The following is a 15202-nucleotide window of genomic DNA, read 5'->3' on the forward strand; positions in this document are numbered from 1 at the left end:
ATCGTACATAAATAAACGATTTTTTACATGATCGTTTCGAAAGAAAGTATCGACAAATGGACAGACTAATCCTCTGCTAGTTTTCATCATTTTTGTTCACTATTTGTGATGGATGAAATAAATAAGAGAATTAGAACTTCATTGGTCAAAGTACCTTCCTTTCATAATATTATTTTTATTGTATGCGCATACAAAAGAGTTTGTCAAACTTATTTCTGTTTGTGATTTTTGAATTCGCTATTATACAGTTGTGCCTTTGCAAGTGCTTCAGCATCATTTTTGATTTCATCTAATCCATTCGCATCCCCAATAACATACCCTTCAAATGATGACCCAACAAAATCAAAGATATATTGGAACTGAGCAATAAGTGGCAATGCCTTCAGTTTCGGATTATCCCCACCAACGATGACAACGTACATCTTTTTCCCTTTCATTTTCTCTTTAAAATGAAGAGATGTATCGCGCAAGCTTTGTGACCAGCAATCGATGAAGTTTTTCATATGACCGCTCATTCCGTACCAGTATAACGGTGTAGCAAAGATAATCGTGCCGTGCTCTAGCATACGCTCGATTAACTGCTCGTAGCCATCATTTACAGGTTGGAATCCTTCTGCATTATGACGTTGATCTGTAATAGGATGGACTGTATGGTCTCGCAAGTAAATTTGTTCTGTTTCGATTCCATCAATCATCATATGTGTTAGAGCTTCCGTATTTCCGTTTTGTCTGGAACTGCCGTGTATAACAAACATGTCATCATTCCTTTTCTTTTGCTTGTTTTAGGAGTGAAACGTGTTTTTGCAAATTCGTTTGAATGCTGGAAAGTAATGAGATTTGTCTTGTTACTTCATTGAGTTTATCTTCATAAAGTGCAAGGATACTGCTACAAGGATTTTCGTACAGGTGCGGTGCGATCTCAAGGCAGCGCAGCATCCTCGCAGTCTCTTCTAAATTTAAGCCAAGCTGTAAGTACATTTGGATAAGCTCTACTTTTTCAATGGCACTGTCATCAAAATCACGGTAGCCATTTGCGAGGCGCTTAGAAGGGAGTAATCCCTTTTCTTCATAATGTCTTAGTGATCTTTCGCTAACGCCAGTTTCTTTTGATAACTCTCCGATTCGCAATGTGTTTCACTCCTTTTACATGTATTGTAAACCTTCACATTAATGTGAAGGTCAATGCTGTTTTTTCGCAAAAGAATCTACATGATTTAAGAATACTTGAATGGCTTTAGATGGAATAAAATATTTGCCGCGCACGATGGAGAATGGACGGATTAGTTGTTCATTTGGAACTTCGACATGGAATAGTTCTTTGGCTATTAGTTCTTTCCGCACAGTCCAATCTGAAAGGATAGCGATGCCAAGCCCGGCAGCGACGGCTTCCTTTACGCTTTGAATGCTACTAAATGTAAAGAAGCGTTTCATTTTTAAATGATGTTGATGAATAAAACGATCGCTATAAGCACGTGTACCAGAACCACTTTCTCTTAATACCCATACTTGGTCTTGGAGTGTGGTTTTATTTATTTCATTTGTGCGGAGCAGTGGATGATTTGGCGGAACGACGAGTTTCATTTCATCTTGCATAAACGTTTCAACGTCTACGTCAGCGTATACGACCTGGCCTTCCACTAAGCCGATATCGATTTGATTGGAGCGAAGGCTTTGCAAAACTTCTTCTGTATTTGAGATAAATGTATGAACTTCGACGTGTGGATTTTCATTCGCATAGTTAGCGAGTATTTTCGGAAGTAAGTATTCACCAATTGTAAAACTAGCACCAATGCGAAGTGTCCCTGTTACAACGTTATGTAGTTCGTTAATTTCCTGCTTAGCATCTTCATAAAGAGAGAGCATTTGCTTTGCATGTATGTATAATATGTTTCCAGCTTCCGTAACTTGGACGTGCTTCGGGGATCGCTGAATAAGTGTAGTTCCAAATTCGTTTTCTAAGTTGCGTATATGCATACTTACGCCGGGCTGGGAAAGATTTAATAATTCTGCTGCACGTGAGAAATGTTTCTGTTCAACGACAGTAACGAAAATCTTTAAAATATCTACGTTCATTTGCTAGGCTCCTTTCGTTTTCTTTCATCTTATCATAAGTATTTCTGATGATAGAGATTCAATATTGATATTAAACTTATTATTAAAACCCTCTTATAATGTAAGTAGAAAGAACATGCATGTTCCAATACGATTATTGGGGTGGTACAAAGTGGAACAAACACTTGTTATACAAAAGAAGAAGGGCTTTGGATTTTCGCAAGGTATTGGAATTACGTTATTAATCGCCATTGTCGCGAAATATTTAGCAGAGCTTCCATTTTTAAATATTATGGGACAATTAGTAATTGCTATTCTAATTGGGATGGTTTGGCGAGCATCTATCGGGATTCCGCAAGAAGCGATAGTAGGAACGAACTTTGCAAGTAAGAAGTTGCTTCGCTTTGGGATTATCTTACTTGGAATGCGGTTAAATCTTGTAGATATTGCGAAGGCGGGACCGAAAGTGTTGGTCATCGCAGCGGTTGTGATTACATTTACAATTTTCGTTGTATATGGACTAACGAAAGTATTTAAAGTAGAAAAGAAACTTGGGATTTTAACAGCGTGCGGAACAGCGATTTGCGGCGCGGCCGCGGTCGTGGCAATTGCACCGCAAGTAAAAGCGAAGGATGATGAAACGGCAGTCGGGGCAGCGATTATTGCAATTTTAGGTACGATATTTACACTTATTTATACGCTATTATACCCAGTGCTGGGCTTATCTCCATATGGATACGGCGTGTTCTCAGGCGCGACGCTGCACGAAATCGCGCATGTTATCGCCGCTGCAGCACCAGGCGGTAGCACGGCTGTAGATATCGCAGTTATCGTAAAATTAACACGTGTTGCGATGCTCGTGCCAGTAGCGATTTTAATTGGATTATGGTTTGGTAAGAGCGAGGGAAGCGAAGAAAAAGGTTCTTGGCGTGATCTCCCAATTCCATGGTTCATCTTCGGATTTTTAGCGATGAGCGCGGTGCATTCACTTGGTGTGATTCCAGAAGTTGTTGCTGGATATATTGTAGTCATTGCTTATATGCTGATCGCAATGGCGATGGCAGGGCTTGGTTTAAATGTAGAGTTTAAAACGTTCCGTAAATTAGGAAGTAAGGCATTTGTGGCAGGGTTAATTGGCTCGGTTTGTTTATCGGTTCTCGGATACGTTCTTGTATGGGGATTAGGATTTATGTAGTAGGGAAGGACTATGGCAAAATTGTAAACTTTTTGTTGAGATAGCGATAGTAAATGAAAGTATATCGACGCAAATGGAAATATATCGAACACAACTTGAATTATATCGACGTTTCGACAAGGAATATCGACTTAACGACAAAAGATGACAAAACTTATTGAGAAATGCAAAGGGCCGTCCCAGAATATTTTTGGGACGGTCTTTTTTTACCTTTTTTTGTAAAGATATCTTTACTTGGATTTGGAAAATAATTATAATTTAAGTAAAGATATCTTTACTTTTAAAGGTGGATCCTATGGGTGTAAAAAATAAAATTAAAGAATTAAGAAAACAAAATCATATAACACAAGTTGAAATGGCAAAGGCGATGCAGGTGACGCGTCAGACAATCGTGGCGATTGAAAACCATCATTACAACCCAAGCTTAGAGTTATCCCTAAAAATCGCCAAATATTTTGGAATGAGGGTAGAGGAAATATTTACGCTGGAGTAAGGGGAGAGAAAATGAACGATGAGTTTGAGAGATTTCAGTCGGATAAAGCGTTTAAATATGTAGGGTTATTTTTCGTGATAAGTTTAGCGATATGGAGTTTATATAATTTAATTGTTTATGGAAATGCTGGTATACCGTTTGTTTTATTTGTACTAGGGCAGTTTGTTTATTTCGTCGTGAACTATTGGCCGAAGTGGAAATATAGAAATAAAAAAAGAGGCTGATCATGTATGGGTAAGCAAGAGATTATGAAATTCGTAGGGAGTTTGCTTTTAGCGGGGATTCTTTTAAATACGAGCTTAGTCATTTTAAATATTTCGTGGGGAGCGATATTGATTTCAAATGTAGTCCTTATTAGTTTATACGCTGTGTCTGAGTATAGGGAGAAAACGCGATTAAAAGAAGAAGGTGTACCTGCATTAGATGAGAGGGTCATGAAAAACATGCAGCAATATTTTATGGTTTGTATGGTAGCTTTCTTTTTACCTCGTACCTTTTCGTGAATAAGTATTTAGATAGACAGCTCGTGGATGTAAATGAATCATTATATATAGTTATTTTTGGACTGTTAATTAGTATGGCATTGACGAGTGTATTAGCAACAAGGGAAAACAAATAAATATATAAAGGGGAAACGGGATGGGATTAGCGGTATTATGCGTTGCGACGGCTATATTTGCAATTTTGTGGGGGATGCAAAACTTCTCTCGTAATCCAGTGCCAAGTGTATGTATTATGATTGGTGCTGTAGGTTTATCATACTATTTATTAGTTTTAGCGCATTATCATAAAATAGCAACAAGTGTTGTTGTTGTGGCAATTATTTTATCTTGTGGACGTGCTATACAAAAGAGTTTTCTTCCATAAAAGCTGTTTATACAAAAGGTATAAATAGCTTTTTGTATTTTTTTACAAACTACTTGAAAGTTACGTTACGTCACCTTTTATAATGAAGGAGAAGAGGTGATGGAGTTGATTTCAATTCAAGAACTAACGAGGGAAACAGGGGTTACAGTAAGGACGTTACGTTATTATGATCAAATCGATTTATTAAAGCCGGGTGGGAAAACGGATGGGGGACATCGGTTATATAGCGAGAGAGATGTTATTCGTTTGCAGCAAATTTTATTTTTAAAAGAAATGGGTTTTTCATTAAAAGAGATTATGAATATGTTAATAACGGGTGAGCTCAATTTAAAAGTATCGCTTGAAAAGCAACTTAAGTTTGTACAAGAAGAACAGAAAAAATTTAATCGAATGGAACGTATTTTACAAGCGGTTGTTTATTCAGTAGATGTGGAAGGAGAACTAGATTGGAAAGTTATGTTTGAACTTATTCAGCTTTCGAAACAGTCTCCTCGAATACGTGAGATGTTCCAAAATGAAGTTTTTTCTAAGGAAGAACAAAAGTTGCTTCATAATTTGCCGAACATGAGTGAAGAAGATCCGAATGTTTTAGAGTGGGTAAATTTATTAAAGCAACTACGTAACTTTATGAAAGACGGTAAAGAAGCATCATGTGATGAGGTACAAGGTGCAACAAAGAAATTAATGCAGAAGTGTTTAGAGATGGCAAATGGTGATGAAGCATTTTTAGATAAATTGTGGGAAGTAAGAAAGTCAAAAGAGGATTCACAGAAAATGAGTATGTATCCAATTGAGGAAGAACTTCTAGTATATATGGATGAGGCTTTTCGTATATATGATGAAAGGGAGAGGGATAAATGAGTATACTCGCAGAATATCGATGGTATTTTTTAATTGGTGCAGAGATTGTATTTTGGTTATCAGCTATCGGTTTCTTTTTACTCCGTTACGGATTCCGTTTGAAAAAGGCGAGTGTTATTATGGGGATTGTGCTACTCATAAATGAAGTGTTTATTTTAACTTTAGGGGTAGTAGACTATTATCAAACAGGAAAGTTCTCTAACTTTCAGATCATTACTGTCATTATTTTATTATATGCGGTCTTCTACGGGAAAAAGGATTTGAAGAAGCTTGATATATTTGTACAAAAATTAGTTGCGAAATGGCGGAATGAAACAGCGCCTATTATTGAAGAACAGGTAGAATTAACGGGTATGGCCTATGCGAAACAGGAAATGAAAAATTTGGTATTACATCTTAGTTTGTTTGTTGTTGTTCATATTTTCTTTTTCTTCGCGTATGGGTTTATTCCAGTCGAACAGTGGGGTATTTGGTTAGAGTCAGGAATTGTTTTAAATAAAGCTGCGAGCCGTGTGAGTCAAGTGTGGGCGATTATATTTTTAGTGGATACAGTTATTTCATTTTCATATGTTGTTTTTCCGAAAAAAGGGAAAGTAGCTTTTTGTAAATTTAGTATAGGTTTCTTTTTTAGGGTATACAAATAGTTTGTGTGGGAGAGGATGACAGTAGGAAAAAGAGATAGTTGTAAAAGGATTGTCAAAGAGGCATGTGAAGTAGATATTGCTTATAGGTTAGTAGAGTACATGAATGAGGAAAGGTGTAATGGATATGAGTTGTTACATGTCCCTTTAAAATAAAATTTGTAAAGGAAGGAAGTATTTATTCCTTCCTTTTTCTATGTATATATTGTCGAAAGTTTTACCGAATATCTGTTCGTTTTTTTAGGTTTTTTATGGGCGTTCGTGGTAAAATAATAATACAGATTTTTATGAGGAGGTCGGATTTTACTTGGAACATCAATTTGAAATTGTCTCAGCGTATTCCCCGCAAGGTGATCAGCCGGTAGCTATAGAGAAGCTTGTAGAGGGAATTAATAGTGGAAAGAAAAAGCAAGTGTTGCTTGGAGCGACAGGAACGGGTAAGACATTTACGATTTCAAATGTCATTAAAGAAGTGCAGAAGCCAACACTTGTGATGGCTCATAATAAAACATTAGCAGGACAGTTATATAGTGAGTTGAAAGATTTCTTTCCTAACAATTCTGTTGAGTATTTTGTTAGTTATTACGATTATTATCAACCAGAAGCGTATGTACCGCAAACAGATACGTTTATTGAAAAAGATGCGCAGATTAATGATGAAATTGATAAATTACGCCACTCGGCAACGTCTGCTTTATTTGAACGCGATGATGTTATTATCGTTGCGAGTGTTTCTTGCATATACGGTCTAGGTTCTCCTGAAGAGTACCGCGAGTTAGTTGTTTCACTTCGAGTTGGTATGGAAAAGGACCGCAATCAATTGCTTCGTGAACTTGTTGATGTACAGTATGGACGTAATGATATTGATTTCAAGCGTGGTACATTCCGTGTGCGCGGAGATGTAGTTGAAATCTTCCCAGCATCACTTGACGAGCATTGTATTCGAATTGAATTTTTCGGTGATGAAATCGATCGTATTCGTGAAGTAAATGCGTTAACAGGTGAAGTATTAGCAGAACGTGATCATGTAGCAATCTTCCCAGCATCTCACTTCGTTACACGTGAAGAAAAAATGAAGGTCGCTATTGAAAATATCGAAAAGGAATTAGAAGAGCGTTTAAAGGAATTAAATGATAATGGTAAGTTGTTAGAAGCGCAGCGTATAGAGCAACGTACACGTTATGATTTAGAAATGATGCGCGAGATGGGCTTTTGTTCAGGGATTGAAAACTATTCCCGTCATTTAACACTTCGTCCAGCAGGTGCAACGCCGTATACGTTATTAGACTATTTTCCGAAGGATTTCTTAATTGTTATGGATGAGTCACACGTATCAGTGCCGCAAGTAAGAGCGATGTATAACGGGGACCAAGCACGTAAACAAGTGCTTGTAGATCATGGATTCCGTCTGCCATCAGCTTTAGATAATAGACCACTCATGTTTGATGAGTTTGAAGAGAAAACGAATCAAGTTATTTACGTTTCGGCAACGCCAGGACCTTATGAGTTAGAGCAGTCACCGGAAGTAATAGAACAAATTATTCGTCCAACAGGGCTTTTAGATCCACCAATTGATATACGACCAATTGAAGGGCAAATTGACGATTTATTAGGAGAAATTCAAGATCGTATTGCAAAAAATGAACGTGTATTAATTACGACTTTAACGAAAAAAATGTCAGAGGATTTAACAGATTACTTAAAAGATGTAGGAATTAAAGTAAACTATCTTCACTCTGAAATTAAAACGTTAGAACGTATTGAAATTATCCGTGATCTTCGCCTTGGTAAGTTTGATGTACTTGTCGGTATTAACTTACTACGAGAAGGATTAGATATTCCAGAAGTGTCGCTCGTTGCGATTTTAGATGCAGATAAGGAAGGGTTCTTGCGTTCAGAGCGTTCATTAATTCAAACAATTGGCCGTGCCGCACGTAATGAAAATGGCCGCGTTATTATGTACGCAGATCGCATAACGAGATCGATGGGAATAGCAATTGAAGAAACACAACGTCGTCGTAATATACAAGAAGCTTACAATGAAGAGCATGGTATTACACCGAAGACGATTCAAAAAGGAGTACGCGATGTAATTCGTGCGACAACAGCTGCTGAAGAGCCAGAAACATACGAAGCAACTCCTGCTAAGAAAATGACGAAAAAAGAGCGTGAAAAGACAATTGCGAAGATAGAAGCAGAGATGAAAGAAGCAGCAAAAGCGTTAGACTTCGAGCGTGCAGCTGAATTAAGAGATTTACTATTAGAATTAAAAGCGGAAGGGTGAAAAGAGTGAGCATGAGCAAGGATTTTATTGTTGTAAAAGGTGCTAGAGCACATAATTTAAAAAATATTGATGTAACCATTCCGAGAAATCAGCTTGTTGTTGTAACGGGATTGTCTGGTTCAGGGAAATCATCATTAGCATTTGATACGATTTATGCAGAAGGGCAGCGCAGATATGTAGAATCGTTATCTGCGTATGCACGCCAGTTTTTAGGGCAAATGGATAAACCTGATGTGGATACGATTGAAGGGTTGTCACCAGCGATTTCGATTGATCAAAAAACGACGAGTCGTAACCCGCGTTCAACGGTTGGAACAGTAACGGAGATTTATGATTATTTACGTTTATTATTTGCGCGAATTGGTACGCCAATTTGTCCAAATCATGGGATTGAAATTACATCACAAACAGTAGAACAGATGGTAGACCGTGTGCTTGAATACCCTGAACGTACGAAATTGCAAGTACTAGCGCCTATTGTGTCAGGGCGTAAAGGTGCGCATGTGAAAGTGTTAGAAGACATTAAGAAACAAGGTTATGTCCGTGTACGTATTGATGGTGAAATGCTGGATGTATCTGAAGAGATTACGCTAGATAAAAATAAGAAGCATTCCATTGAAGTCGTGATTGACCGTATTGTTGTAAAAGAAGGAATTGCGAGCCGTCTTGCTGATTCACTTGAAAGTGCATTAAAGCTTGGCGGGGGACGAGTGTTAATCGATGTTATGGGAGAAGAGGAACTTCTATTTAGTGAACATCATGCTTGTCCGCATTGTGGCTTTTCGATTGGAGAATTAGAGCCACGCATGTTCTCGTTCAACAGTCCATTCGGGGCATGCCCTTCTTGTGATGGACTTGGCTCCAAGTTAGAGGTGGATTTAGAACTTGTTATTCCAAATTGGGATTTATCATTAAATGAACATGCGATTGCTCCTTGGGAACCGACAAGTTCGCAATATTACCCACAACTTTTACAATCTGTATGTAATCACTACGGCGTTGATATGGATATGCCTGTGAAAGATATACCGAAAGATTTATTTGATAAAGTATTGTACGGAAGCGGTGAAGAGAAAGTTTATTTCCGCTATGTAAATGAATTTGGTCAAGTAAAGGAAAATGAGATTTTATTTGAAGGTGTTATTCCGAATATAGAGCGTCGTTATCGTGAGACGAGTTCTGATTATGTTCGTGAGCAAATGGAGAAATATATGGCGGAGCAAGCTTGTCCGAAGTGTAAAGGCGGACGCTTAAAACCTGAGAGTTTAGCTGTTTTCGTTGGTGAGAAAACAATTGCTGACGTAACGAAATATTCTGTTCAAGAGGTACAGGAATTTTTCTCAAATGTTGAGTTAACAGAGAAACAACAAAAAATTGCTCATTTAATTTTAAGAGAAATTCAGGAGCGCGTTGGGTTCTTAGTGAATGTTGGTTTAGATTATTTAACGTTAAGTCGTGCTGCAGGAACTTTATCAGGGGGTGAGGCGCAGCGTATTCGTTTAGCGACACAAATTGGTTCGCGTCTTACGGGTGTACTTTATATCCTTGATGAGCCTTCAATCGGTTTACACCAGCGTGATAACGATCGTCTTATTCGTACATTGCAAGAGATGCGTGATTTAGGCAATACGTTAATCGTTGTTGAGCATGATGAAGATACGATGATGGCAGCTGACTATTTACTTGATATCGGACCTGGTGCAGGTATTCATGGTGGTCAAGTTGTGTCAGCAGGTACACCAGCTGAGGTGATGCAAGATGAGAATTCATTAACAGGGAAATATTTAAGCGGTAAAGAGTTCATTCCAGTACCACTTGAAAGACGTAAAGGTGACGGACGTAAAGTGGAGATCATCGGTGCGAAAGAAAATAACTTAAAAAACGCGAAAATGTCATTCCCTCTAGGTACATTTGTAGCAGTAACAGGCGTATCTGGATCTGGAAAAAGTACGATGATTAATGAAGTATTATATAAAGCGTTAGCTCAAAAGCTATATAAAGCGAAAGCGAAGCCAGGGGCTCATAAAGAAATTAAAGGTCTTGAGCAGTTGGATAAAGTTATCGATATTGATCAATCACCAATTGGGCGTACACCACGTTCCAACCCAGCGACGTATACAGGTGTATTCGATGATATTCGTGATGTGTTTGCACAAACGAATGAAGCGAAAGTACGCGGGTATCAAAAAGGACGTTTCAGCTTTAATGTAAAAGGTGGCCGTTGTGAAGCGTGTCGTGGTGATGGAATTATTAAAATCGAAATGCACTTCTTGCCAGACGTGTATGTTCCGTGTGAAGTTTGTCACGGTAAACGTTACAACCGTGAAACATTAGAAGTGAAATATAAAGATAAGAACATTTCTGAAGTACTAGCAATGACGATTGAAGATGGAGTAGAGTTCTTCGCGAATATCCCGAAAATTAAGCGTAAACTTCAAACGCTTGTAGATGTAGGGCTTGGTTATATGAAATTAGGGCAACCAGCCACGACGTTATCAGGTGGTGAAGCGCAGCGTGTGAAATTAGCTTCTGAATTACACCGTCGTTCTACAGGGCGTACGTTATACATTTTAGATGAGCCAACGACTGGTTTACATGCACATGATATTGCACGTCTTCTAGAAGTGTTGCAACGTCTTGTTGAAAGCGGGGAGACGGTACTTGTAATTGAGCATAATTTAGATGTTATTAAAACAGCTGATTATATCATTGATCTTGGACCAGAAGGCGGAGACAAAGGTGGACAAATCGTTGCTTCCGGAACGCCAGAGCAAGTAGTGAAAGAAGAGCGCTCATATACAGGTAAGTATTTAAAAGAGATTTTAGATCGTGATAAAGCAAGAATGAAAGAGAAAATAAAAGAAGTAGAGTTATCGCAATAAGTTTATTAATGAAAGCCGAGTGGGAATGACACTCGGTTTTTTCAAAGGCGACATTTATATTGTAGACAGAGACTTTACTTGGACCTTTGTAAAAACTCATGAACATAGATGGTGTGGTCCTTATTTCACAAAAAAATGTTAGTAGGTATACAAGCATGAAGGATAGAATAAGTATAAGTATTTATAGTATACTTGCGTTTATTATCTATTAGCGTATGATGAATTATATATGTTAAAAGGATGTGTAAGAAAATGAGATGGATTGTATCACTTCTTGTAAATAGCGTTGTGTTAATCGCTGTATCCGGCCTTTTAAAAGGGGTTGCACCAGACGCATTTTACGTAGCAAATATACAAACGGCAATTATTGCGAGTATTATATTGGCGGTTTTAAATGTGTTTGTAAAGCCGTTTTTAATTTTAATTACGCTACCGATTACTGTTATAACGTTCGGTTTCTTCTTAATTGTTATTAATGCGATTACGTTAAAAATGGCAGATTCATTATTAGGGGATGCTTTTAATATATCCGGATTTGGTGTAGCGATTGTTGCGGCAATTTGTATTTCGATTTTTAATATGATAATTGAAAAGGCAATTGTTGAACCGTTATATGAAAAAAAGAGAAAATGACAAAAAGAAAAACATTTCATCATTCGTATGAAATGTTTTTTTCTATTTATTAGAAACCGTATTTCTTGTTTCCAGAAAAAAATGGTACAATATCCGGTAGAATGGAATTTTACATCAAATGAGACTGAACCCGCAGCGGAGTGGAGGTTTATACATATGCCGAAAGTAAGGACAAAAGATCTAATTGAACAATTTCAATTGGAGTTAGTAAGTGGTGAAGAAGGAATTCATCGTCCAATTGATACAAGTGATTTATCACGACCTGGAATTGAAATGGCAGGATTTTTCACATATTATCCAGCTGATCGTGTGCAACTTCTTGGGAAAACGGAGCTTACGTTCTTTGACACGTTAACGCCAGAGCAAAAACAAGAGAGAATGAAAGCGCTTTGTACTGAGGAGACGCCGTGTATTATTGTAACTCGTAATCAAGATGTGCCGGATGAGCTACTGCAAGCATCACGTGAATCAGGTGTGCCTTTATTACGTTCTTCTCAAACGACGACGAGATTATCAAGTCGTTTAACAAACTATTTAGAAGGTAAGTTAGCGCCAACAACAGCTGTTCATGGTGTGTTAGTGGATATTTATGGCGTTGGTGTTTTAATTACAGGACAAAGTGGTGTAGGGAAAAGTGAGACGGCGCTTGAGCTTGTAAAACGTGGTCATCGTTTAGTTGCGGATGATAGCGTAGAAATTCGTCAAGAAGATGAAGACACATTAATAGGAAGCTCACCTGATTTAATTGAGCACTTATTAGAAATTCGTGGTCTAGGTATCATTAACGTAATGACGTTATTCGGTGCAGGGGCAGTGCGAAATTATAAGCGTATTACACTTGTTATTAATCTTGAAATTTGGGATCAAAAGAAAAATTATGATCGCTTAGGTCTTGATGAAGAGAAGATGAAGATTATTGATACAGAACTTACGAAGATTACACTTCCAGTTCGTCCTGGTCGAAACTTGGCTGTTATTATTGAAGTGGCAGCGATGAACTTCCGTTTAAAACGTATGGGAGTCAATGCAGCACAGCAGTTCTCTGAACGATTAATGAGTGCGATTGAGTTAGGAAATCAGGAGTAAACTTTGGAGAGGGAGGTCATACATATGCTGTTAGGTTCTGTACCACAGCTTGACCGTGTAGCAATCCAGCTCGGACCGTTCCCTGTTTATTGGTATGGAGTTATTATCGGTACAGGTGTGCTATTAGGTCTTTGGCTAGCAACTCGCGAGGGAGAAAGGCTAGGTATTCCAAAAGATACATTTATTGACCTTGTATTAATTGCAGTACCAATCGCTATTCTTTTTGCGAGAATGTACTATGTCGTTTTCGAATGGGAATATTATTCGCAAAACCCAAGTCAAATTATTAGAATCCGTCAAGGTGGTTTGGCGATTCATGGTGGTTTAATTGGGGCTGTTATTACAGGAATTCTTTTTGCGAAACGACGCGGGCTTTCATTCTGGAAGTTAGCGGATATTGCCGCACCAAGTATTTTACTAGGACAAGCAATTGGCCGATGGGGAAACTTTATGAACCAAGAGGCACATGGTGGCGAAGTAACGAGACAGTTTTTAGAAGGGCTTCATTTACCACAATTTATTATTAATCAAATGTATATTGATGGTGTGTATTATCACCCAACGTTTTTATATGAATCATTATGGAACTTTGCAGGTGTTATTTTACTACTCGCATTACGAAAAGTGAATTTACGCCGCGGGGAATTATTCTTCACATATTTAATTTGGTATTCAGTTGGGCGCTTCTTCGTAGAAGGTTTGCGTACAGATAGTTTAATGTTAGGACCACTTCGTATTGCACAAGTAATGTCTATTGGAATTGTTGTTATTTCTATTATTTTCATTATTGTGAGACGAAAAATGGGGCAAGCTGATAAAAGATATTTAGAAAATTAGAGAAAAGTAGCATCTTATTATAAGATGCTGCTTCTTTCATATTCAGGAAAGTGAAGGGACGAAAGGCGATGCAAATAAATACAGTGTTATTTGATTTAGATGGGACTTTAATTAATACAAACGAACTTATTATATCTTCTTTTTTACATGTGTTACATACATATTATCCAAATCAATATAAACGTGAAGATGTATTGCCATTTATCGGTCCATCTTTACATGATACTTTCAGCAAGATTGATGAAAGTAAGGTTGAAGAGATGATTACATGTTATCGCCAATTTAACCATGATCATCACGATGAATTAGTGGAAGAATATGAAACTGTATATGAAACAGTTCAAGAGTTGAAGAAGAAAGGTTATAAAATTGGTATTGTTACAACAAAAGCAAGACAGACGGTTGAAATGGGATTAAAGCTTTCGAAACTTGATCAATTTTTTGATGTGGTCGTGACAATTGATGATGTGGAACATGTGAAACCACATCCAGAACCACTTCAAAAAGCGTTGAAATTATTAGAGGCAAGACCAGAAGAAACATTGATGGTTGGTGATAATCATCATGATATTGTCGGCGGACAAAATGCGGGTACGAAAACAGCGGCGGTTTCATGGACATTGAAAGGAAGAGCATATTTAGAAGCTTATAAACCGGACTTTATGCTAGATAAAATGAGTGATGTAATACCGATTTTGTCCGGCCTTAATCGTTCATAAAGGTCCAAGTAAGCAAGTAGGGGCTGTGTGTCCCTACTAACTTAAAGTTTCACTTTTTTTAGTAGAGGAGAGAGTTAAGTGCGACGGACAACGCGCTATCCTGTTTCAGGAGAGAATTCATTATGGAATGTGTATAAAACAGTCTCTTTTTGGAAGGTAATGAAGAATTTTATTATCATTCAAATTGCACGTTACACACCATTTTTATCTGTGAAGAATTGGTTGTATCGTACGTTCCTACGAATGAAAGTAGGAAAAAAAACATCATTTGCACTTATGGTTATGCCAGATATTATGTTTCCAGAAAAGATTACTGTAGGTGACAATTCAATTATCGGATACAATACAACGTTTTTAGCACATGAGTATTTAATTCGTGAATATCGACTTGGAGAGATTGTTATAGGAAATGAAGTGATGATCGGAGCGAACACGACAATCTTACCGGGGGTAGTGATTGGAGATGGCGCTATTGTTTCAGCTGGAACACTTGTCCATAAAGATGTACCAAGCGGCGCTTTCGTAGGTGGAAATCCAATGCGGATTATTTATACGAAAGCGCAAATGGCTGCTAGGGAAGATTCATGTTGAAAATGTAACATTTCTCCTCTTTTTTTATGAATAAAAAGGAAATAATTGAGTATAATATACT

At 37.7% G+C, this 15202-nt stretch carries 16 protein-coding genes and 2 pseudogenes; 15 read left to right on the top strand and 3 right to left on the bottom strand.

The window, feature by feature from the left end; genetic code table 11:
* Positions 1 to 209: 209 nt before the first annotated feature.
* The 3 genes from MR065_RS12095 to MR065_RS12105 are packed head-to-tail and all read right to left on the bottom strand — an operon-like array spanning position 210 to position 2073.
* Entirely contained in the window at positions 210 to 755 is a 546-nt protein-coding gene (locus MR065_RS12095; RefSeq protein ID WP_242213815.1) for a flavodoxin family protein, read from the bottom strand.
* 4 nt (positions 756 to 759) lie between these two features.
* On the bottom strand, positions 760 to 1128 hold the full coding sequence (locus tag MR065_RS12100) for a MerR family transcriptional regulator (protein WP_242213816.1): 369 nt from the start codon (positions 1126 to 1128) through the stop codon (positions 760 to 762).
* Between the two features lie 51 nt (positions 1129 to 1179).
* Positions 1180 to 2073, bottom strand: coding sequence for a LysR family transcriptional regulator (locus MR065_RS12105; RefSeq protein WP_242213817.1), 894 nt, complete (start codon positions 2071 to 2073; stop codon positions 1180 to 1182).
* Between the two features lie 151 nt (positions 2074 to 2224).
* On the opposite strand from MR065_RS12105, the gene MR065_RS12110 reads away from it, so the two are divergent.
* The 15 genes and pseudogenes from MR065_RS12110 (at position 2225) to MR065_RS12180 (ending at position 15141) form a co-directional block, all read left to right on the top strand.
* Positions 2225 to 3247 carry a YeiH family protein gene (locus tag MR065_RS12110; protein WP_141557867.1) on the top strand — a complete coding sequence of 341 codons (1023 nt, stop codon included), beginning with the start codon at positions 2225 to 2227 and terminating at the stop codon, positions 3245 to 3247.
* Positions 3248 to 3542: 295 nt separating this feature from the next.
* On the top strand, positions 3543 to 3740 hold the full coding sequence (locus tag MR065_RS12115; RefSeq protein ID WP_242213818.1) for a helix-turn-helix transcriptional regulator: 198 nt from the start codon (positions 3543 to 3545) through the stop codon (positions 3738 to 3740).
* An 11-nt stretch (positions 3741 to 3751) separates the two neighbouring features.
* Complete coding sequence (locus tag MR065_RS12120; RefSeq protein WP_242213819.1) at positions 3752 to 3964, top strand: hypothetical protein; 213 nt, start codon at positions 3752 to 3754, stop codon at positions 3962 to 3964.
* A 6-nt stretch (positions 3965 to 3970) separates the two neighbouring features.
* A pseudogene (locus MR065_RS12125) lies at positions 3971 to 4359 on the top strand (ATPase).
* Between the two features lie 20 nt (positions 4360 to 4379).
* Positions 4380 to 4607: a hypothetical protein gene (locus MR065_RS12130; protein ID WP_242213820.1), complete on the top strand. Its 228-nt coding sequence runs from the start codon at positions 4380 to 4382 to the stop codon at positions 4605 to 4607.
* A gap of 99 nt (positions 4608 to 4706) precedes the next feature.
* Positions 4707 to 5468: a MerR family transcriptional regulator gene (locus tag MR065_RS12135; protein ID WP_242213821.1), complete on the top strand. Its 762-nt coding sequence runs from the start codon at positions 4707 to 4709 to the stop codon at positions 5466 to 5468.
* Positions 5465 to 6112: a hypothetical protein gene (locus MR065_RS12140; protein ID WP_242213822.1), complete on the top strand. Its 648-nt coding sequence runs from the start codon at positions 5465 to 5467 to the stop codon at positions 6110 to 6112. The genes MR065_RS12135 and MR065_RS12140 overlap by 4 nt, the downstream gene beginning before the upstream one ends.
* 304 nt (positions 6113 to 6416) lie before the next feature.
* Complete coding sequence (gene uvrB / locus MR065_RS12145) at positions 6417 to 8393, top strand: excinuclease ABC subunit B (protein ID WP_242213823.1); 1977 nt, start codon at positions 6417 to 6419, stop codon at positions 8391 to 8393.
* An 11-nt stretch (positions 8394 to 8404) separates the two neighbouring features.
* Entirely contained in the window at positions 8405 to 11275 is a 2871-nt protein-coding gene (uvrA, locus tag MR065_RS12150; RefSeq protein WP_242213892.1) for an excinuclease ABC subunit UvrA, read from the top strand.
* 40 nt (positions 11276 to 11315) lie between these two features.
* Positions 11316 to 11417 (top strand): annotated as a pseudogene (locus MR065_RS12155) (DUF4275 family protein); the annotation flags it as partial.
* 110 nt (positions 11418 to 11527) lie between these two features.
* A complete protein-coding gene (locus MR065_RS12160) occupies positions 11528 to 11908 on the top strand; it encodes a phage holin family protein (RefSeq protein WP_097904151.1) in 381 nt (126 codons plus the stop codon).
* A 156-nt stretch (positions 11909 to 12064) separates the two neighbouring features.
* Positions 12065 to 12994, top strand: a complete 930-nt coding sequence (gene hprK / locus MR065_RS12165) for an HPr(Ser) kinase/phosphatase (protein WP_097904152.1) — start codon at positions 12065 to 12067, stop codon at positions 12992 to 12994.
* A gap of 24 nt (positions 12995 to 13018) precedes the next feature.
* The gene (gene lgt / locus MR065_RS12170) at positions 13019 to 13831 is read left to right on the top strand and encodes a prolipoprotein diacylglyceryl transferase (RefSeq protein WP_242213824.1); all 813 of its coding nucleotides are present in this window, start codon (positions 13019 to 13021) and stop codon (positions 13829 to 13831) included.
* Positions 13832 to 13899: 68 nt separating this feature from the next.
* Positions 13900 to 14550 (top strand): pyrophosphatase PpaX, encoded by a 651-nt coding sequence (ppaX, locus tag MR065_RS12175; RefSeq protein WP_242213825.1) that lies wholly within the window; start codon positions 13900 to 13902, stop codon positions 14548 to 14550.
* 78 nt (positions 14551 to 14628) lie between these two features.
* Complete coding sequence (locus MR065_RS12180; protein WP_242213826.1) at positions 14629 to 15141, top strand: acyltransferase; 513 nt, start codon at positions 14629 to 14631, stop codon at positions 15139 to 15141.
* Positions 15142 to 15202 lie beyond the last annotated feature (61 nt).

Source organism: Bacillus cereus group sp. BfR-BA-01383, assembly GCF_022663495.1.
Lineage (GTDB): Bacteria > Bacillota > Bacilli > Bacillales > Bacillaceae_G > Bacillus_A > Bacillus_A cereus_AU.